This is a genomic window from Ferrimonas sediminum (assembly GCF_900100175.1).
In the GTDB taxonomy this organism is placed as follows: domain Bacteria; phylum Pseudomonadota; class Gammaproteobacteria; order Enterobacterales; family Shewanellaceae; genus Ferrimonas; species Ferrimonas sediminum.
In genome coordinates, this window is record NZ_FNEM01000021.1 from 1 (window position 1) to 21616 (window position 21616).

General features: G+C 53.5%; 14 protein-coding genes. 9 read left to right on the plus strand and 5 right to left on the minus strand.

Annotated elements, in window-relative coordinates; genetic code table 11:
* Window positions 1-545: 545 nt before the first annotated feature.
* Both BLT77_RS17590 and bamJ read left to right on the plus strand, forming a co-directional pair.
* Window positions 546-1274, plus strand: coding sequence for a class I SAM-dependent methyltransferase (locus BLT77_RS17590; RefSeq protein WP_090367851.1), 729 nt, complete (start codon window positions 546-548; stop codon window positions 1272-1274).
* Between the two features lie 81 nt (window positions 1275-1355).
* Complete coding sequence (bamJ, locus tag BLT77_RS17595; protein WP_090367960.1) at window positions 1356-1805, plus strand: BamJ family beta-barrel-assembly machinery protein; 450 nt, start codon at window positions 1356-1358, stop codon at window positions 1803-1805.
* Between the two features lie 445 nt (window positions 1806-2250).
* Here bamJ and BLT77_RS17600 read toward each other — a convergent pair whose 3' ends face one another.
* The 3 genes from BLT77_RS17600 to BLT77_RS17610 all read right to left on the minus strand — a co-directional run bounded on the left by BLT77_RS17600 (window position 2251) and on the right by BLT77_RS17610 (window position 7602).
* Window positions 2251-3198, minus strand: coding sequence for a helix-turn-helix transcriptional regulator (locus BLT77_RS17600; protein WP_090367853.1), 948 nt, complete (start codon window positions 3196-3198; stop codon window positions 2251-2253).
* 232 nt (window positions 3199-3430) lie between these two features.
* A complete protein-coding gene (locus BLT77_RS17605) occupies window positions 3431-5266 on the minus strand; it encodes an Ig-like domain-containing protein (RefSeq protein WP_176819373.1) in 1836 nt (611 codons plus the stop codon).
* A gap of 413 nt (window positions 5267-5679) precedes the next feature.
* Window positions 5680-7602 carry an Ig-like domain-containing protein gene (locus BLT77_RS17610; RefSeq protein ID WP_090367857.1) on the minus strand — a complete coding sequence of 641 codons (1923 nt, stop codon included), beginning with the start codon at window positions 7600-7602 and terminating at the stop codon, window positions 5680-5682.
* 439 nt (window positions 7603-8041) lie between these two features.
* Here BLT77_RS17610 and BLT77_RS17620 point away from each other — a divergent pair, with 439 nt between their 5' ends.
* The gene (locus tag BLT77_RS17620) at window positions 8042-8752 is read left to right on the plus strand and encodes a TetR/AcrR family transcriptional regulator (protein ID WP_090367860.1); all 711 of its coding nucleotides are present in this window, start codon (window positions 8042-8044) and stop codon (window positions 8750-8752) included.
* Between the two features lie 610 nt (window positions 8753-9362).
* Window positions 9363-11174, plus strand: a complete 1812-nt coding sequence (locus BLT77_RS17625) for a hypothetical protein (RefSeq protein WP_090367862.1) — start codon at window positions 9363-9365, stop codon at window positions 11172-11174.
* A gap of 416 nt (window positions 11175-11590) precedes the next feature.
* Here BLT77_RS17625 and BLT77_RS17630 read toward each other — a convergent pair whose 3' ends face one another.
* Entirely contained in the window at window positions 11591-13627 is a 2037-nt protein-coding gene (locus BLT77_RS17630; protein WP_090367863.1) for a hypothetical protein, read from the minus strand.
* A gap of 314 nt (window positions 13628-13941) precedes the next feature.
* Window positions 13942-14526 (minus strand): helix-turn-helix transcriptional regulator, encoded by a 585-nt coding sequence (locus BLT77_RS17635; RefSeq protein WP_176819374.1) that lies wholly within the window; start codon window positions 14524-14526, stop codon window positions 13942-13944.
* 456 nt (window positions 14527-14982) lie between these two features.
* On the opposite strand from BLT77_RS17635, the gene BLT77_RS17640 reads away from it, so the two are divergent.
* The 5 genes from BLT77_RS17640 (at window position 14983) to BLT77_RS17660 (ending at window position 21611) form a co-directional block, all read left to right on the plus strand.
* Window positions 14983-15675, plus strand: a complete 693-nt coding sequence (locus tag BLT77_RS17640) for a TetR/AcrR family transcriptional regulator (protein WP_090367867.1) — start codon at window positions 14983-14985, stop codon at window positions 15673-15675.
* A 236-nt stretch (window positions 15676-15911) separates the two neighbouring features.
* Entirely contained in the window at window positions 15912-17120 is a 1209-nt protein-coding gene (locus BLT77_RS17645; RefSeq protein WP_090367869.1) for an acetyl-CoA C-acetyltransferase, read from the plus strand.
* 12 nt (window positions 17121-17132) lie between these two features.
* Window positions 17133-19265, plus strand: coding sequence for a 3-hydroxyacyl-CoA dehydrogenase NAD-binding domain-containing protein (locus BLT77_RS17650; RefSeq protein WP_090367871.1), 2133 nt, complete (start codon window positions 17133-17135; stop codon window positions 19263-19265).
* A gap of 16 nt (window positions 19266-19281) precedes the next feature.
* A complete protein-coding gene (locus tag BLT77_RS17655) occupies window positions 19282-20430 on the plus strand; it encodes an acyl-CoA dehydrogenase family protein (RefSeq protein WP_090367873.1) in 1149 nt (382 codons plus the stop codon).
* Window positions 20430-21611: a CaiB/BaiF CoA transferase family protein gene (locus tag BLT77_RS17660; protein ID WP_090367875.1), complete on the plus strand. Its 1182-nt coding sequence runs from the start codon at window positions 20430-20432 to the stop codon at window positions 21609-21611. Before BLT77_RS17655 ends, BLT77_RS17660 begins: the two co-directional genes overlap by 1 nt.
* Window positions 21612-21616: the final 5 nt, after the last annotated feature.

The window sequence follows — 21616 nt, forward strand, 5'->3', positions numbered from 1 at the left end:
GTGTTGTGGAGATCTTGGTTTGAGCTCTTCAGTTTGCAACGAAGCGAAGCATGAGCGCAGTAACGCCGTAGGCGGTCATCTCTCCCTGATTCGGCTGCACGGCGGCCATTCATCTTTCTCTGTCCCCGGCGTCCACCGCAAGCCAGCCCAAGCACCACTCCCCCAACGTGTCGCCCTTGCGAACGCGAGGGCCCAGCGACTTTAAAAGCGGAAAGCCCCTGGATTCTCGCCTGTGCAAGAATGACAAAAGCGACAGACCCTGGGTACCCGCGTACGCGGGCACGACGGAAGGTTGTAACAGGATGAGGACAACACTCAACTCAATGGCGTCTGCCTCAATCAGTCACACTACCATTCCCTCACCGTGTCGCCCTTGCGAACGCGAGGGCCCAGTGGCTTTGTACCCATGACAGCAAGTTGCCGTTTCTGCCCCTTTATCGAGCCTTGATGTCGGTTTTTACGGCATTTTTTCCGTTATCAGGCTCTCCAGGGTCTATGCTTTTATAATCAATCACAAACGGCCGCAAGGGCTGTGAGGAGATGCAGTGTCGTTGACCCGGGTACTGGCACGTAACCTGACCAATTATGAGAATCGAGACTGCTTTGGGGCCAGGCTCAGACTCAAGCGACTGCAGCCGCTGATGGCTTTGATCGAGCAGTTGTCGCAACGCCACGATGAGGTGCGAATTCTGGATGTGGGTGGCATGGAAGAGTACTGGCAGGTGCTGCCCGACGAATTTCTTGAGCGGAATAAAGTGCGCCTCACCCTGTCTAACCTGCCTCAACAGGATAAGCCCGAGAACCACGGCCGGTTTCGGTTTGTGGTGGCAGACGGCTGCGATCTGCATCAGTTCGAGCGCAACAGTTTCCATGTGGTTCATTCCAACTCGGTACTGGAGCATGTGGGAGACTGGGCCAACATGGTCCGCTTTGCCCGGGAGGTGACCCGGGTTGGTGAGCGTTATTTCGTGCAGACGCCCAACTACTGGTTTCCTGTCGAGCCCCACTGCGTCACGCCGTTTTTTCATTGGTTGCCGAAGCCAACACGCATTGCGCTGGTACAGCAATTTGGGCTGGGCAACTGGCCTCGGGCCGAGACGGTGGCCGAGGCGGTGCAAACGGTGGAAAGCGCCCGGTTGATCAACCGCAAGATGTTGCAGACCCTGTTTCCCGAAGCAGAACTTCAGGTGGAGCGGTTCTGCGGCTTGAATAAGTCGATGGTGGCCATGGGGCCCAGAAACAGAATTAGCCAGGATCGGCGCGCGGGTTCTTGAGCTGGGGAATCGATGCTTGCTACCATTCAGGCAACTTTCTGAAAACGGGGATATTCCGTGTCTAAATTTCTGATCATTGCCATGGTTGTGGCGTTGGTGGGCTACTTTTTCTTTAAGAGCATGAATAACGCCAAGGTGGCACCGGAAAACATCCGTCTGGGTGATGAGTTTCTGGCGCAAAATGCCTCAGAGGAGGGGGTGCAAACGACCGCCTCCGGCCTGCAGTATAAGGTGTTGCAACCAGGAACCGGCACCGAGCACCCGAGCGCCAGCAGCAAGGTGAGGGTGCACTACCACGGCACGCTGCTGGACGGTACCGTGTTTGACAGCTCAGTGGAGCGAGGCGAGCCGATTGAGTTTAAGCTGACCCAGGTGATACCGGGTTGGACCGAGGGGTTGCAGTATATGGTGGTCGGTGAAAAGACCCGCCTGTATATCCCTGCTAAGCTCGGCTACGGCAATCGCAGTGCCGGTGCCATTCAGCCGGGCTCACTGCTGATTTTCGATGTGGAACTGCTGGCGATAAAGTAAGGTCGCCTCCATGTCGACACAGGGCGCCTTTGGCGCCTTTTTTGTGTCCACGGGGTCTGAGGTAAGCCGGTTAATGAACGGCGTGGTGCGAGGCGCCGGAGACAAAAAAGGGCATCGAAATTGGTCAAAGAATTTGCTGGGCTGAACGCATCGACGCCGTGGTTGTCGTTACTCCAGCGGGGCGACCGACTCGGTGGCGACGAAGCGGCAGTCTACGCTGGAGGTACCCACCTCGGTGTACGGGCTCAGTTCATCGCCAGCCCGGTCGTGTTTTCAGGGGTTGGTGGTGATATTCCTCTCCTCACCGAATTTAAGAACTGACGGGGTTTGCCTGTTTCCTGTTCGTATCGGTGGCGTCAGCCGAACGTTAAGCTAGTCAATGAAGGCCACAGCAATACCACTGAGATGACAGTGACACAGGCAGTGCTGAATTGATCATTTCTGCTTACCGGTTCCCACCAGGGTTCATCCACCACTCCTTGTACTCCTTAAATGTCATGCCGCTGGATTGTATGAACCTCTTTGTAATGGAGCTTTGGCTGCTTATTCCGAATTCGTGCATTACTGCCTTCACATTCCAGTTGTGCCGAATAACAGCCTGTTGCATTCTGGAAAATATCGCCGCATTAACCATCTTTAAAGGGGTTTCTCCTTGTTGTCGCAGTAATATTTCCAGATGTCGGCGTGAGCAACCCAGCATCAGGGACAACTGCTCTACATTGAGGCATTCGAAGGGCAGGGAGTTCAGTGCCCCCTGAACCTGCCTGATGACACCAATCCGCTTACCTAGATGCCCCTCACTCGGAGGAAACGTAGTGTTTCCAGAGTGTTTTATAATAAACTCAAAGGCATCACCACCAAATTCCGCGTGCTCCAGATAGGGTTTATCTCCTCCATAAAACCTCCCTCCAAGTGGCAGCTTCAGTGCTGTTGAGGTTGATTGCAGTCCGGCATAACGCATGATCAACTGAAGGAAGATGACCATGTTCAGGTCGCTGTATTTCCCCACCAGGTCCTTCCTGGCATGAGGGTGGGTGAGCTTCAGGGATGTGTGGTCGCAGGCAATGAACAGGCCGGGATTGGCAATAGTCGATGAAAAAACCAATAAGTATCGATACATTGACGAGAGGGCAAGGTCACCATGACCGACAATATTGGGTAAAATGGGGTGCTTCGAGGTTACTGTTCTGTGAATGTGGTCCTTAAAAAACTGATCGCTGCCCGTTTCCTCCTCCATAATTTGAAAGACTCTACATACCATAAGTTTACCTATTGGTTCTAAGTCATGCAGATGCAGGATATGACCATAAGGTTCTAATCTGGAAATTCCCATATCCCTTGCGGATTTCAACAGTGATTTTACAGAGATGGCGGGAGAAATTTCGTATTGCATTAGGCATCCATGGAGCATAAGCAGGAATATATCACCTGACTCTAGCTAAGGAGGTGAGGGACGCCAACTGTGACTTTACACAGGCTTGTGGTCTTTATGTCCTGCATCACCGAAACAATCAACTGGCAACCATGTTTACGGACGGTCTGTTTTTACCTCTGGTATCGATAGAAAAAAGGCGCTTCATCGAAGCGCCTTAGAAAACTCAACTATTGATCATTAACCGCGTCGATTATTGAGTGCTTGCATCCAAAAATCTTTGGTAGCGCTTCTCACCTTCGATGAGCTTGTTACGCTCTTCATCACTGAATACGCCGGGAGTGGGGAACTCTGAGCTATGGCAGCTTGAACAGGCGTTAGGCATGATGTCGAACTGAGTACATTGCTTCATGTTCGGCGGGTAGGCGAAGTTTTCATAGCAATTGCCCAGCGCCTGGATGGTTTTCCAGGCATTGGTCAGTTCTTGCTCCTCATCTGCGCCCTCCTCAGTAAAGGGGAGCAGAGCATCATAAACGGCCAGTGAGTCAGTCGGTGAGTAGGCTTTAAATGAGTGGCTGCGAATATCATAACGACGTGAGCGCTCAAAACTGTGCTTGCTGAATGGCATGTGACAGTCGATGCATTCAACGCCCAGCATATCGTGGCTGGTCATCTTGTGAGCCGCATTGTCCTTATCCGTGTGACAGGAGCTGCACAACTGGTCACCCGGCAACTTGAGCTCCTGGGAGTGGGGATTATGACAGGAACTGCAGGTCAGTCCGGCCTTACCGTGGGACGATGCCGCGATCTCCTCCGGATGGCTCTTGGAGCCGCGTTTATGACCGTTACCGATCCAGTTTGCCCTTTCCATATAGGTGTAGAAGTCGGACAGGTTGTCGCCAACATTGAAATGCTCACCTTTGTCTTCGGGGTTCTCCTCATTGAACTTGTAGGGCAACTCCAATGCATATGGGATAGGCTTGTTCGCTGGCATGCCTGACTGGTGACAGTTGGAGCATTCTGAGCCCCTGTTGTCGCCGGTCAGGTCCGCTGGGTTAACAATATCCTCTTTGTTCATAGAGCGGCTGTGCTCGGCTCCGGGGCCGTGGCACTTTTCACAGCCGGTTTCCCAGTGGGCGTCCCAGATATTGGACTCGGTGACCACAGGGAAACCGATAGGCAGTTGCTTCCATTTATCAATTTCGAATGCAGTCAGGTGACACTCTGCGCATTTGTTCTCGTAGGAGGATATCGACCTGTACATGCTCCACGTGGGCTCGGCAATGAATGAGCCATCTGGGTTATACCAGAAGTAAGATAACCAGGTTGTCCATCGCTCGTTTTCGCCGACACCTGTGTCGGGCCAGTACACCAACGGCAGCACCTGCAGGGAGTTCTTCTCTTCGTCATAGCTGAAGAAATTGATTTGGGTGCGATAGCCAACGGCGTCGATTTTATAGGAAATCTCCTTCGTGGCATCCACACCGTCATGCAGAGTCACCCAGTATTCATCTCCTTTCATAAAGGTGGTGTATTTATGCTGATAGTCGGCATAGACAACCCGGGGCTTATCTTCGGTGCCCCAGGGCGCATCGATGGTATGGCCCTCTTCGGTATAGAGTTTGCGCATGACGGTGGCATGCCGGGTATCTTTCCACTCTTCATACTGACGATTGTGGCAGGTGGCACACTCCTTTGAGCCGACAAACTCTCCACGGCTTAAAGGCGGGAGTTCGCCGGCTTTTTCGAGAACGGTTATGGTAATGGAGGAACTGGCTTCCAGCGCACCGTCGGAGATTGTATAAGAGATGGTGATTTCACCGGGGGGCTGATCCTCGCCGGCGGCATAGAGTACGCTATTATCCTCGATGGTCAGGTTACCGGCCTTAACGATACTCAGCGTGTCGCCTTCTGGGTCAGTGTCGTTGGCCAAAACATCGATTGATACGGCCTCCCCCTGATAGAGGGTAACCTCATCCGGGTTTGCTAAAGGGGCGGAGTTTTTTACCTCAGCCGGGCTGTCATCACTGCCATTGCAACCAAAAAGCAATGGAATTAAAGCAGCACACAATAGGTTTATTTTTCTCATCATCATTCCTGTGAAAATATTAAATAGCGAGCTGCATGGCTGCGGTTCGCTACTCTATTTTTCCCTTAGGGATGATTTGAAGACAAATGCAAAACTTTTCCGATTAGCGAACGGTGTGGTGCCGATCGCTCAACCAGTTCACAAAATCATGTTTGATACGAAAGTGGAAACAGTTCCGGACAAAAGGAGAGGTTTTGTCATTTATATATTGTGCCGACTTTTATCCCATGGACGATGAACCAAGGTTAAAATGATTCACTTTTGGGTGAGGTTTATGTGGGTGGAAAGGTGTTATTTCGCCATTGAGATTAAAGCTCTTGGTACCTTGCTGGGTAATGACACCGGATACAAAAAAGGGCAGCGGCCGATGCCGCTGCCCTGAGTTACCCTTTTCTAAGTTGGGTACTTAGGTGTTACTTCTGCTGGTCCAGGAAGCGCTGGTAGCGCTCTGTGCCTTCAACCAGCTTGGCGCGTTCGGTCTCGTCGAACAACCCAGGCTTGGGATATTCATCGTCGTGACAGTTGCTGCAGGCATTGGGCAGGACATCGAAGTAATCACACACCTGGCTCGGGCGGAAGATTCCGTCGCTGTAACACACGCCATTGGCGCCGCCCATGGCCTGGATGTAATTCCACCAGTTGGCCATCACGGGATCGGTGCCTTCACCTCGGGAGTAGGGGGCAAGGGCATCGAAGTTGGCCAGGGACTCGGCCGGGCTGATGGCATCGAAGCTGTGGTTGTCGTTGCTCCAGCGGTTGGCGACCGATTCGGTGGCGACGAAGTGACAGTCGACGCAGGAGACACCCACCATGTCGTGGATTGGCAGGGTGTGATTGGTGCCGCGGTCCTGGTGACATTGGGTACACAGGGCATCACCCTCTCTCTGCATGCCCATGGCGTGAGGGTCATGGCAGGTCACGCAGTCGATCTGCATCTCGAAGTGCTTGGAGGTCATGTAGGTGGCCACCTGATTCTTCTGCCCCTTGGGGTAGTCGGTGCCAAGGAACACGTCCTGGGTATCCACTTCGGTAAACAGGCTCAGGTCATCGCCGGTCCGGTAGTGCTTTCCGGGGTTGGTGGTGATGTTTCCATCTTCATCGAACTCAGGCAGGTAGGGCTGAGAGTAGTGGTAGATGTCCGGATGCTTGGCCATCTGGTGGCATTGGGCGCAGGAATCCACCGATTGCTGGAAGCTCATCTTGCCCGGGTTGGTGATGTCGTCGCCCCTCATGCTGGTGGCGTGAATGGAGCCCTCGTTGTGGCAGCGTTCGCAGCTGATGCCATCCTCTACCGCATCGGAGTCTTTGGAGTTGGTGTGAGCAGCCAGCATGGTGTATTTTTCGCTGACGTCCCACCCCTCAATATTGCCGCCAGTGGTGTGACAGGTGAAGCACTGGTTGTCCCAGCTCATCTTCTTAAGTTCTTCACGCTGGTCGATGGGGCCAGCAGGCGGGAAGTATGACATAACCGTCTCGCCCTCTTTGACCAGGCTGCCGTCCTGGTTCCAGAAAATCCCGGTGGTGTAGAACGAAGTGAACCGGGCCACATCGCCGTTATTATACCAGGCGAAGGGCATCATCCGGCCATAACTGCTCTCCACGTTGGGATCGTCGTCGGAGGGGAAGTCGTAGCTGACGAACTGCTTGGAGACGGTGCTGGAGATGCCGTCGATACGGTACACCACAGACTCGTCAGTATTGACGGCATCGTGCAGTTCGGCGTAGTACTTACCATCGGCCCCTTTATAGGTGGAGAACTCCATGTTGGGTTTGCCATAAATGGTATGACGCTTGGGGTCGGTCTCGGTACCCCAATCCAGTTCGGGGATGATCGCCTCAATGGTCTTGTTTTCCTGGGTGTAGAGGCGACGATAGTCCTGGGCGTGCTTGGTGGGCTGCCAGTCGTTATAGTGGCTGGAGTGACAGCTCTTACAGGTCTTGGCGGTAACGAAGCTGGCCTCGGTCGGTTCAGTCTGGCCACTCTCTACGGTGATGTAGACGGTGCCCGTTGCCTGGAGCTCTCCGTCGGAGATGGTGTAACCGAAGCTGGATTCGCCCAGTGGCGCATCGGATTTGGCACTGAAGGTCAATTTGCCATCGTCGGTGATGGTCAGGTCACTGGAGATAAGGGTCAGTACGTCGTCGTTGGCATCGGTGTCATTAGCCAGGGCGTCGATGATTACGGTGTCACCGCGATTGACCGAGACATAGTCGGGCTGGGCGACGGGGGCGCGGTTGTCCGGTAGTGGTATCAGCGTGTTGTCATCATCACTGCCACAGCCAACCAGACCTACTGACAGTGCCAGCATGAGTGGAGTTGTGCGTTTCATCATCATTTGGTTGTCCTTTGTAATTTTTTTGCAATGAGATCGTACGATGGAAACGGATTGGCGTTGAGTGAGCACGCTGACAGAGATTCATGGGCTGGGTGTCTCTTAGGTCGGGGCGTGACAGTTCGTTCACAAATCTGCAGCTGGAGCGAAACAGTTTCACTTTCAGGGTTTGAATGTGTCTCCTTGGTCGCGGTTTGCTGGCGGTCAGTTGGTTACTGACGTCAAAAAGTGGAGAAGTTCTCCAATCGGTTGGGGAGGGAAGTGGTTGTTAATAATTCAATTTAAAATCAATGTCTTCAGTATGTTGCTGCTATTTGCTGGTGATGTCGTCCGTGAGGTAAAGGGTGAAATTTTCAGATTCATTGACGCGGGTGAATTCGCCTTGCCAACGAATCGAATGTAGAGTCCATTGCCACAGAGTTATCAAGCTAAGGGGACAGTAATGGAAAACGACAATGCTCGAAAGTTGAAAGTAGCCAAAATTGCATTAGGAATGATTCGGGAATGCGGTTACTTGCAGTTTACTATGAATGATCTCAGTAAGGCGGCTAATGTTTCTCCTGGCACATTATATCGGACATTCCCATCTAAAGACGACCTGCTCGTTTATCTATTCGGATCTGTTGTAGGATCCCTAAGAGCATCATTAAGGATGTTCGATCGTATGGACCTCTCTGAAAGAGAAAAAGTGATTTGCCGAATCTGCTATCAGTATTACATTCGAAGCTATAACACAGATCTTTCATCCTTGGACTTGATCGGTACAAATGCTGCGATTTTTAACCAGGCATCTCAGGAAACAAAGAATCGATTCAAAGAGATTTTTGATGAGACTATTCAATGGCAGGCCGCTAACTTCACCAATTTGGTTCTTACAGGAAAATTAATTTGTAGCGAAGAAGATTTAAAAAAGACCATTAAACGTCTGATAGTAATCTCCAGAGGTGGAATGGTTATAGCAAATCATATATTTATCGAGAAAGAGATGTATCAGATAGAAGATCTGATGGAGTTTTGTGATTTGGTTCTGGACCAGTTAACTTGGGCTGGGAACGAGGGGCGATGTGATTTTAGATTAATTCTGTTGGCGATGCGTACCGTTCGCGACAAGTCAGCATCTGGTCATTCATCTCAGTTTCCTTTTGCCAGTTAACGCTTTTAAATAGTTATTTCATATTGTTACATTCACTTTTTTGACTTTTCAGAAGGGGGCTTGTAATGATCTGCGGATTAAACTATTGGTGCCTTTGATTTTAGCTGACAGTCTGGTGATGAGTACAGTGGAGAAACTCTCCATTGTCATGGTTTATCTTGAGCGTTAGTGAGATGTTGATTGAGAAGGTGGGGTAAGAATGTGAAAAAGTGTTCTGGTGGGTGCGACGGAAACGTTACTCCTGTAGCAAAAGGCGTGAGATTAAGTGTTTTAGGAGCTTGGTGAGAAGCCTTTATCGGTAAAAAACGTGGTCGAATTTACAATATTTGGTGCTGGTAGATACTGAGTGGCTCTAAATTAGGAGAGGTTCAGTCTATCGTTTTTCCCTAAGTTATATTGGATTGGCTTAAATGCTTGTCCAGGGATTTGTAGTATCAAAATTTGGATGATGATTATGAGACCATGTAGACTCGCGCAACTGTGCGCGTCATATCTGCTATTGGCTACGCTTACCGCTTGCGGTGGCTCCGATGGCGATGATTCAACGGTACCGGAAGTGCCCCCTGTAGAGCCGCCAGCAGGCAGCAAACCACACCAATCACTGGATATTGTGCAGCCACAGAAGGCCATTTTCGATGGTGACATCACCATCTATATGGGCAGGTGGTACCCCTGTATGGAGCGGGAATACAAGGGCGATGGCGTCGACGTTAGTCAGTATTGCACCGGTGATGAGCCGCCGACGCCGATGGGAGAATACGCGGATAATGAGTTTAATCGCAATAAAATCACCCCGGATGACAGCAAGTACATTTTCAAGGTGAATGCCGATGATATTAAGGCCTATGCGGCCCAGCCAGACTCGCCCATTCCCCTTCGCCCCGATGTTTATGCAGAAGGCCATTTCTCTGTGATGGATGTGGTGCTCTATGCCTCTCACGTCCGCGACGACCTGGATGTGAAAGCCATCTGGAGTGAGGAACTCGGCACCCATCTGCTCAGCACCGCCTGGGACACCGATGGCGATGGCACCCTGTCTGAAACCGAATTGAATAACCGGAGCACCGACTGGTACCCCTCCTACATCTGGCACGACGGCGAGTTCGATCGCCTTCAGGGTACGCCAAACCTGGAGACGGTATATGTTCGTGCCGACCTAGGTCTGGCCAAGAGCAAGATGCGTATCCGCATCCAGCCATACAATTCCGCCGTGACCGAGCGTCGTAACATGCAGTTCAAACTGCAAGCGGATCGTAGGCGAGCAAACGGCGATAAAGTCATTGTGCCTTTGGTGTGGGCAATTGATGCCCAGGGCAATGACGTGGTGAAAGTTCAAAACCTGGAAGTGACCGCCCACGACCTTCGCACCGACATCTTCCAGCCCGGCGTGATCACATCCATGGATGTGTGGCTGTCGCTTCAGGACCAGGGATTGGCCGATGTGCGCTTCACCTATTGGGGCACCATGTCGACGGAAGCGGAAGTTAACAACTACGCGCTGACGTCCGTCAATGGCCTGCGTGCTCAGGGAATGGTGGGCTGGGCTGCGGCAACCGGCGAAATGTTTACAACTCAGGACTTCTTCCTGGATGACCTGGAATGGCCAACCCCCAGTGCACTGATGGCAGCCGACAGGGGGGAAGGCGATCCTAAGCTCAAGGGCAAGTGTCAGTGGATGCATGGCGGTCAGGGCCATACCATCGAATCCGCCCAAATCTGTATCGACGAGTGGTATAACAAGTTTGGCGGATTCATGGATCACGATATGCCGGATCAGGAGGTGATGCACTATCCAAAGGGAGTGATTTTTGCTGGCTATCAAACGTGGATGCCAGGGCAATTTGATATCACCGAACGTCATTTCGTGGATGAAGATGGAGACTATGAAAACCAGGTGATCGCCGACATCAATGACGCCATCGCGCCTTTGACGGACGATCATTTTGGCTGGGGCATCGCCGATTGCCGTAATTGTCACGATGATGTGCATAAGGGATCGTTAGGGGTAGAGCAGCCCTATGAGTGTGCTTCCTGTCACGGCAGCAATGGCGCCATGAAGGGGCACGGTGAAGTCAGCCGCTGTTTCTGGTGTCACACCGAAGATAACCAAATGGCTCACCACGGCTCAGCCTCGGGCTTCATGAAGTTCGGCGATGTTGTGTGCGAAGGCACCAGCCTGACTGGTTTGAATCTTGCCGGTATGGAAGAGGGATCGTGTGCTAACGCGGTGAATACCCTGGACGCAGAGCGCCTTGCTGGTCCTAATGGCGAGTGGGGTGGCATTAAGCAGCCTATCCACGATCAGGCGGATAACCTGCAATATTACAGCGCCGGTGAGCGTACGGGAATCAACAGCGACTGGCACAACAGTGAGGACTTCCCTGATCCTTACTCCTGTGTGACCTGTCACCCGAACGACTAGTGCCAGGAGTTTAAGCCAAGCATTTGTCAGACGATGATATTTGTCTTGGCTGAAAAGAATAAGCTCCGAAGCAAATCAAAGGTATACCGATGTCGGTATGCCTTTTTTGACGATACGCCTGGTTATTTGGACTGCGATTCACCCTAAGGTGACAAAAGGTTGGTATTGACGACTTGCTTTTAATGGTTGCCAGGAAGGTAAAATCGGAACATGTAAAGATGTTCCTTCTTTATAACTCTGATGCAGTGCTACTTGGTGAGCCTTTCATTGAAGTTAATGGAGCAGTAGCGAGGAGATGCAATCCTACTTCTGAATTGCTGTCCATAACGAGGTGTATAGAAAAGCCAGTTGTCATTGACAACTGGCTTAATTAACAGCCGTTAACCGATCTTCATTCGGCTCACAGGTAGTGCGATTTACTGCTTATCTTGGTGGCAGGTACCACAGGAGAATGGGTCTGGGAATTTCTTGGTGAAGTCATAATCATTGTTTGAAGACACCCAGCGATCGCCATAGCCTTTTTCGTCTCCTTCCAGGACTTCACTATGGTTGTCGGAGAATCCATACATATTGTTGTCATCTCCTGCTTTGCGACGCGTGGTAACTGTATTAATCCAGTTATCTTCATGTTTCAGCAGCTTGCGAGTGCTGGCTGGTCCATGATTCTTGGGTAACTTGTCTTCTGAGTGGCACCAGAAACAGCGGGCTTCCCGTCCATGGGCTTCGGGAGCACCATTATTGCCATGGCAAGTGGAACAGTAGTAGGGCTGGATTTCATCGAATCCGTCCGCTGCATTCACTGGCCAAGAGTAGCCACCATGCCCCAGAGGTGCTGCTTCTTCGTTATGGCATACGGTGCAGTCAGCCACTTTCCAGCCAAAGTGGTTTTCGTTCAACAGGGGAGCTTTGCCATTCTGGTTTTCTTCCGTTGCTGGAGTCAGGGTGCGCAAAGTCACAATGTCAGAGTCTATGTAGTCTGCTTTAACCCCTTTGTCTACAAGCGCATTATGACGCCAGTTGTAATCCCACTGGATGATTTCGTTTTTTGAAACGCTATCGATCTTGGTTCCGAGGCTATGGAAACCGGCATTGTTTAGATCTTGTTTCGACAAGACTACGTTTTCGGCACCATAAGGCATCATCCACAGATCGTTGTTGATGTTTCCGAACCAGCCTCCGATGCCAAATGCACTCCAGAAATCTCGCACGCAATCGGTCATTGGCACTGGGGTGTTGATCGTATCGGAGCGACCTGTGACAGCATCAAAGTTACAGACCCCCGGCATGCGGTCTGAGAAAAAGATGTCTTTGCCGAACTCGTTCAGGACAGAAGTGGTGGTGACGAAGGAGCGCAGCCCTATGGTCTTACCCAGTTCAGGGGCACGGGATAAGGCGAAGGAGTTAACAATAGCGCCAGTCTCCAGGGTTGGCCACCAGGTGAGCCTGAAGTCGTGTCCCATATCAGCCAAGGTCAAAAATACGTCCATGTTAGTAATGACGCCCTCTTGGTACACGTCACTCCTAAGGTTGTGTGCCTTGACCTCAATGTTTGTCGCAATTGGGTTTTCTGGGTCGTCGCTCCAGCCAATCCTGTCTACAATGACTTTTCCATTGTTCGAGGCCAGGCGCTCTGCTTCACTCTTCCAGAGGTGTTTAAGGCGGGCCTTGAAGGATGAAGAGGCGTCAATGAAGCGAATGCGTTGTTCCTCTTTCACCAAGAACATATCCATTCTATTGAACGGAATCTCCCCGCTATGGTCTCTGTACAACCCGGCCTTGCCCATGCTTTGGGTGAATCTAAAGTGCCAGTTACTTGACTCCTCTCCTTCATCGCTAAAGCTGCCATTTCCGTTTCGATCGTAGGCTAAAGTGAACTCATGCGTATTGTAGTCAGAGTTTTCTGGAGTAATGATCTCTCCTACGAACTTCATGTCGTCACGAGTTGCGACCATATAGCGCAGCAGGTCAAAAACAGAGTAGCTTCCCTCCTTAAATATGTCTGGCCTCGCTGTTCCTGCGCCCAGACCGTCGGGATTCGTTGACAATACTCGATGAATATCTTCGGCTGCGACTCGAGATATGTCTGTCTGTTGATTAATGACACCGGCAAGGTTTGCATCGAGGGCATTGACAAATCCGTCGCCATTAACGTCTGTGTTACATGGATGGGTGACGTTATCTGGCAATGTCATGCAGAATTTGCTTGAGTCCATGGTGATCCCGCGGATCCACTTCCATACTTGCTCGTTCATGTAGTCAAAGGTCACATTGACATGGCCTGTTAATCCACTGGTATCGAGTGCCATTTTACCGCTTTCAACATATTGCCAAGCGGGGTTATCTGGAGTTGGGTCCGGCCCGGGGCCAGGTGTTGCGGTCGTAGAGCTGTCAGAGCCACAACCTGCAAGCATTAATGCGAGTAGGCCAGATAGTGCCTTTTTGTTTTTGATCATCGATCGATTCTCCATTTTTGACCAAGAGTCAACTTTTGGCTTTGCCATACGGATTGTAATTATCATGGCGATAATGAGATTGAATATGACCGAACCATTTGATTTTAGGTCATATTTGATCTCAGTTTTTTATAAAATGGTTTGGATTTGTCTTTTATGGAAATTATATTGTGTAAAATTAAATCTAAATCTAACTTGCATAAATACTATAGTGTCTTTAACACTCTGGATTGCTTATAACCAGAATTTTGCTCTCTAGATTGAACCATAGAGCCAATATGCTAAATGACTTCGGTGGAAGTTTGATCGAGGCGTTACACCCAGCCCAAATTTCTGGCCTCGAAGATTAAATTAGGCTTGTTGATTGCGCCAATTTTCTGCTTCGCAACAGACAGGTGATAATCGACCCCTCGATTTGTTAGATGCAACACATCGGCAATTTCACTGGCGCTTAGACCCAACGCGGTCATTTTGACAACCTGAAGGGTTTTTAACTTCAACTCTTCGGGCACTTGCCTAGCCTGATTGTTTTTTAGGATGGTTTTACGTGCCAGGGTTAGTGCACCTTGAGTCGAAAAGCGTTCAAGCTTTTGACACTGGTTCTTGTTCGAGACGACAACCAGAAATCCCATCAGCATGGATTGGTTAGACGAAAAAACAGAGTAAGACTTTGCTGATAAGGTGTGTCCACCCACGGTAATTTTACCTGTTCCTTTCAGACAGTATTTAAGCCCAAGAACAATGCCAGCACCGGCTTTTCTCAGTTTGTGGTCGGACACTGAAATGGCTGTTACCAGTGATTGATCTATCTCATTTAAATGAATCTCAACCACCCGCGTCGGGCAGGAAAGGTGTTCATTACCTGTACTGAAAAATACCCAGCCCAATTCTGATTGCATAACCATCCCCTGTTAGCGGTATTTGTTGGCAGCCATTGTAGGAAAAACGTAAAGCTGATTTCGAAGTGCCATTCGCAAAACTCATTGAGGTGATAACGGAGCTATGCGGGTGTGATCGCTGTCCCACTTCTGGCTGCCGCCATGAAAGTTTTGGATGATTTGTCTCGCGGATGTGTGATCGGGGTCACTAACTGTGTGTTGTCACATCAGCCATCCTGATGGGAAGTGGAGAGTTTCTCCATTTTGAGGGGCGAAAAGTGTTTGATCTGGAAATACAGTTAATTGTTTATAAAACATTGCCTTAGGGTTTTTGTTGGTGTTTTAAATCGAGAGGTGGATAGAGTTTCGACCATCCTAGGCCAAGTTAGCCCCAGCCAAGTTCAGTGTTATAGTGAAGCCATGCGAATGATGGAGCGGTGCTCCAAACAGTACTAGAACGCAACACTGGATGTTAAAATGTTTAATAAAGCTCAGATAAGAAAGGTAAAGATTGCCAAAGCCGCCATGAGGCTGATCAGAGAGCAGGGCTATTTGCAGTTCTCGATGAATGAGCTTGCCAAGGAGGTAGAGGTAACCGCAGGTACCCTATATCGCACCTTTGCTTCTAAAGATGATTTGCTGGTTTATTTGTTCAGTTCGGTAATAGAAACTCTAGCCGAATCAATGTATAAATTTAGCAGGATGGAACTGTCGGCAAAAGAGAAGATTGTTTGTTTTCATTGCTACCAATTCTACTTGAGACAATTCTATCCAGACAGCGCGTCACTGGATCTTATAGGAACCAATAAGGCGATATTCAATCAGGCTCGGCCGGAAACCAGAGAAAAATTTAAACGCATTTTTGATATGTCCGCTGTAAAATTCAAAAAGCAGTTCTCGGATCTTGTCGATAGCGGCAAGGTCAAAGCCGATGAGGACCTGCTTTATCAAGTGCTCAGGCAGATGACCATCATTGGCCGTGGAGGCATGGTGATTTCCAACCATGTATTTATTCCCCAAGAGGCATTTAAGATCGAAGATCTGATCAACCTGTGTTGTCATACGCTGGATCAACTGGATTGGCAGGGCGATGAGGGCAGGGCGGATAAGAGGCTTATTTTGCTGGCATTGCGCTCTGAAGTTGAGCAGTCCGTTTCTGAACTTTGGTAATGATCAAGACTGGGTGACAACCGGAATTGATTTTTGGACTGGGTACCGCACTATTCTCTGTTTTTTTTATTGCGCGGGCAGGAAATTATTATTCCGGCCATCCTATGTTGATCCCCTCCAGAAACGGTGGCTGATCGGCTGCGGATTTTAGTCACTGCTGTTGACCGAAATGGTCATTCCTCCCCCTGGTGTTTTTTCTTAGAGTGGTGAGACTTCCGTTACTGCAAGGATTGCTCATGACTCAAGACGCCTACCTGTTCGATGCCATACGCACCCCCCGGGGACGGGGCAAAGCCAATGGCAGCCTGCATGAGATCAAGCCCATCTCGTTGCTAGTCGGTCTGCTGAATGAGCTGCAGCGTCGCCACGGCTTTCAGACCCAGGATGTGGATGATATCGTTCTGGGCTGCGTTACCGCCGTGGGCGATCAGGGCGCGGACATCGCCAAGACCGCGGCGCTGGCGGCGGGCTGGCACGATGATGTGGCCGGGGTGACCCTCAACCGTTTTTGCGCCTCCGGGCTGGAGGCGGTCAATATGGCGGCGATGAAAGTGCGCTCCGGCTGGGAGCAGCTGGTGGTGGCCGGCGGGGTGGAGTCGATGTCCCGAGTGCCGATGGCGTCCGATGGCGGCGCCTGGGCCAATGATCCTGCCACCAATCTGGCCACCGGCTTTATGCCACAGGGCATCGGTGCCGATCTGATCGCCACCCTGGAAGGCTTCAGCCGCGAGCAGGTGGACGCCTTTGCGGTGCGGTCGCACCAGCGGGCGGCGGCGGCCTGGCAGAGGGGCGCCTTTGACCGTTCGGTGGTGCCGGTGGCAGACCAAAATGGGTTTACCGTGCTGGCGAAGGACGAGCTTATCCGTCCGGATTCAAGCCTCGACACCCTGGCCGGATTAACGCCCTCTTTCCAGGCCTTGGGGGAGATGGGGTTTGATGCGGTTGCACGGGAGAAATACCCTCAGGTGGAGCGGATTAATCACCTTCATACTCCGGCAAACTCCTCCGGCATTGTCGATGGCGCCGCCCTGGTGCTGGTCGGCAGTGAAGCAATGGGCCAGCGCTATCAACTGACCCCCAGGGCCCGGATAGTGGCCACTGCCGTGGTGGGAACCGATGCCACCATCATGCTGACCGGGCCGGCCCCGGCTGCCAGAAAGGCGCTGACACTGGCCAATTTGAGTGTCGAGGATATCGACCTGTTCGAGGTCAACGAAGCCTTTGCCTCGGTGGTGATGCGGTTCCAGCGCGAGATGAACGTCGGTGATGACAAGGTCAACGTCAATGGCGGCGCCATCGCCATGGGCCACCCGCTGGGGGCCACCGGCGCCATGATTCTGGGCACCTTGCTGGACGAGCTGGAAGCCCGTGACCTGAAACGCGGCCTGGCCACACTTTGTGTCGGCGGCGGCATGGGCATTGCCACCATCATCGAACGGGTTTAAGGGAGCCACACCATGAACAGCTTACGTATCGAACAAGATCAAAATGGCATTGTCCACCTTGTTCTGGATCGCCAGGGCGCTTCCGCCAATCTGATGGACGAGCAGTTTGCCGCCGATCTGGCCCAGGTGGTGGCTCAGCTGCAGCAGATGACCTACTGCGGGATCATTGTCCGCTCGGCCAAGTCGACGTTTTTTGCCGGTGGCGATCTGGGCAAGATTGCCGAGGTTACGACAGAGACCGGCCAGCCGTTTTTTGCCATGGTGGAGTCCATCAAGGCCAGCATGAGGGCGCTGGAGACCGGCGGCAAGCCGGTGGTGGCCTGCATCAACGGCGCCGCACTGGGAGGCGGTTGGGAGGTGGCGCTGGCCTGCCACCATCGCATCGCCTTTAAGCACAAATCGGTCAAAGTCGGGCTGCCCGAGGTGACTCTGGGGCTGCTGCCCGGAGGCGGCGGCATCGCCCGCACCGTGCGTCTGTTCGGCCTGAAGGCGGCTATGCCGCTGCTCACCGAGGGCAAACAGTTTGGCGTCGAGAAAGCGCTCAAAGCGGGGCTGCTGCATGAGCTGGCCGATACCGAGCCGGCGATGCTGGCCCAGGCCACCGCGTTCATTCAGGCCAATGAACAGGTGACTCAGCCTTGGGACATGAAAGGGTATCGCCTGCCGGGGGGCAACCCCGGCTCACCCAAGATGGCGCAGATGCTGGCGGTGGCCCCGGCCATGCTGAAGCTGCAGACCAAAGGGGTGTTGCCGGCACCGGAAGCGATCCTGTCCGCCATGGTGGAGGGGGCGCAGGTGGATTTTGACACCGCCTGTCGTATCGAGTCCCGTTACTTTGTGTCTCTGGTGACCGGTCAGGTTGCCAAGAACCTCATTAACACCTTCTGGTTTCAGCTCAACGACATCAAGGCAGGTGCCAGTCGTCCCGATGGCATTGCCGCCACTACGGTGACCAAGGTGGGAGTGCTGGGCGCCGGCATGATGGGGGCCGGTATCGCCTACGCGGCTGCCAGTCGCGGCATCGAAGTGGTGCTCAAAGACGTGAGCCTGGACTGCGCCAAAAAAGGCAAAGGCTACTCCGAGACCCTGCTGGCCAAGCAGTTGCAGCGCGGCCGCATTACTGCTGACCAGCAGAGGGAGATCCTGGCCAGAATTCATCCTAGCGAACAGGTGGCGGATCTCGGTGGCTGTGAGCTGGTGATTGAGGCGGTGTTTGAGCAGCGTCAGCTTAAGGCGCGCGTCACCCAGGAGGCGGAGCGTCACCTGCCTCGGGAGGCGGTGTTTGCCTCCAACACCTCGACTTTGCCCATTACTGGCTTGGCGAAGGCGTCGGAGCGGCCGTCGCAGTTTATCGGCCTGCATTTCTTCTCCCCGGTGGACAAGATGCCGCTGGTGGAGATCATCTGCGGTGAGCAGACGGACTCGGCGACGTTGGCCAGGGCCTATGACTTTGTGCTGCAGCTGGGAAAGACCCCCATCGTGGTCAACGACAGCCGCGGCTTTTTCACCTCGCGGGTGTTCGGTACCTTCACCAATGAAGGTATCGCCATGCTCGGCGAAGGGGTGTCGGCAGCGGCCATCGAGAACGCGGCTTTCCTGTGCGGCTTTCCGGTGGGACCACTGGCGGTCTCCGATGAGGTCAGCCTGACTCTGATGGAGAAGATTCGCAACCAGACCATTGCCGATCTGGCCGATGAGGGCATCATTCAGCCACCGAAGGCCGGTGACGCTACCATCGACCGAATGATCGAACTGGAGCGGCCCGGCAAGCTGGCGGGGCAAGGCTTCTACGATTATCCGCCCGAGAGCAAAAAACGGCTGTGGTCAGGGCTGGAAGCGCAGTTTTATCGAGCCGAGGCGCAGTTGCCTCTGACGGAGATCAAAGACCGGCTGCTGTTCATCATGGCCATAGAAACCGCCCGCTGTTATGACGAGCAGGTGCTGACCAGTAGCCGCGATGCCAACATCGGTTCGATTTTTGGTATCGGCTATCCAGCCTGGACCGGAGGTGCCCTGCAGTTCATCAATCAATATGGCCTTGGTCGTTTCGTCGCCAGGGCCGATGAACTGGCCGAGCGCTACGGCGATCGGTTCCTGGTGCCGGACTCGCTCAGAGCGCGCGCCGATGCCAATCAACAGTACTGATATCAAGGAGTGATGCATGTTTCCAAGAACCCTGTTTGACAGCGATCAAGAGCTGTTCCGCGACAGCGTACGGCGCTTTATCGAGACGGAGATTACCCCCTTCCATGCCCAGTGGGAGAAGGACGGCTGCGTCGACCGGGCCTTGTGGAATAAGGCCGGTGAGCAGGGCTTCCTGTGCCCGACACTGCCGGAGGCCTATGGCGGGGTCGAAGTGGATTTTCGCTACAACGTCATCATCAACGAGGAGATCGCCCGCGCCGGCGCTTCCGGCATCGGCTGGGGACTGCATTCCGATATTGCGGTGCCCTACATCCTCAACTATGGCTCCGAGGAGCAGAAACAGCGTTATCTGCCCGGGTGCATCAGTGGTGAACTGGTGACCGCCATCGCCATGACCGAGCCGGGAACCGGGTCGGATCTCCAGGGGGTCAAAACCACCGCGGTGCGCGATGGCGATGATTGGATCATCAATGGATCCAAGACCTTCATCACCAATGGCCAACATGCGGACCTGGTGATCGTGGTGGCCAAGACCGACAAGAGTGCCGGGGCCCGGGGCATCAGCCTGTTTCTGGTGGAAGCCACGCGCGATGGTTACAGCCGCGGCTCCAATCTGGAAAAGGTGGGGATGAAGGCCCAGGACACCTCAGAGCTGTTCTTTGAGGATGTGCGGGTGCCGGCGGACAACCTGCTGGGCGCGGAGGGGCAGGGATTTGTGTACCTGATGCAGGAGTTGCCGCAGGAGCGTTTGTCTGTGGCCACCAACGCCATCAGCAATACCGAATCGATCCTGGAACAGACGGTACAGTATGTGTCGGATCGCAAGGCCTTTGGTAAGCCCATCGCCGCGTTTCAAAATACCCAGTTTAAGCTGGCGGAGTGCAAAACCCGGGTCGATGCTACCCGGGTGTTTGTGGATCGCTGCGTCGAGTTGCACCTTGAGGGCAAGCTGGACGCGGCCATGGCTGCCGAAGCCAAGCTGTTGACCACCGAACTGCAGGGGCAGGTGATCGACGAGTGCCTGCAGTTGCATGGGGGCTACGGTTACATGTGGGAATACCCGGTGGCCCGTGCCTGGGCCGATGCCCGGGTCCAGCGCATCTACGCCGGAACCAGCGAGGTGATGAAGCTGATCATCGCCCGTCAGATGCTGGAGCAGGGGTGATGAAAGGGCCGCTGAGCGGGATCCGGGTGCTGGATTTCTCCACCCTGTTGCCCGGCCCCTATGCCACTATGATGCTGGCGGACATGGGGGCACAGGTGACCCGGATTGAGTCGCCGACGCGCCCGGATCTGCTGCGCAGTGTGCCGCCGATGGTGGCGGGGCGATCGGCGGCCCACCTGACCGTGAACCGGAACAAGCACAGTGTGGCTCTGGACCTGAAGTCGCCCGAGGCCATTGAGGCGGTGCTTGCCATGGTGGGCCAATACGATGTGGTGGTGGAGCAGTTTCGTCCCGGGGTGATGACGCGCCTGGGGCTGGGGTATGAGCAGTTGAAAGCGATCAATCCGCAGCTGATCTACTGCTCCATTACCGGCTATGGTCAGCACGGACCGATGCAGGCCAGGGCCGGCCATGACATCAACTATCTGGCGCTGTCCGGGCTGGCCAGTTACAGCGGCCGCCGGGAGACCGGTCCGGTGTTGTCCGGCACCCAGGTGGCGGATCTGGCCGGCGGGTCCCAGCAGGCGGTGGTCGCCATTCTGGCGGCGCTGCTGGGGCGGGGTGTCGATGGTGAAGGCCAGCATCTGGATGTGGCCATGGCCGATGGTGCCCTGGCGATGAACGCCCTCTATGGCGCCGGCGCCCTGGCCAGTGGCGAGGATCCCGAGCCGGGCCAGGAGATGCTCAATGGCGGGGGATTTTACGACTACTACCGCACCGCCGACGACCGCTACTTTGCGGTGGGCGGGTTGGAGCCACAGTTTGCCGAGGTGTTTTTTACCGCCTTAGGCCAGCCGCAGTGGCTGGCCAGGGCTGCCGAGCCTTGCGGTCAGCAGCAGGCGCTGAAGCAGGAGATTGGCGCCTGTTTTGCCGAGCACAGTTTCGAGCATTGGCGGCAGGTGTTTGCTGAACTGGATTGTTGCTGTGAGCCAGTGCTGACCCCCACCGAGGCGGCGGCGCATCCCCAGTTTCAGGCCCGAAATATGCTGATGCCGGTGGCGGTGGATGGGCACGAGTTGCTGCAGGTGGCGATGCCGGTGACGTTTCGTCAGAGCCAGGGGCTGCCTCAGGCGGGGGCGGTGCTGGGGCAACATACCAGGGAGGTGCTGCTGGAGGCAGGGCTGAGCGCGGAAGCGGTTCAGGCCCTGCTGGCGTCCGGCGCAGCCCTGCAAAGTGACTGATGCCG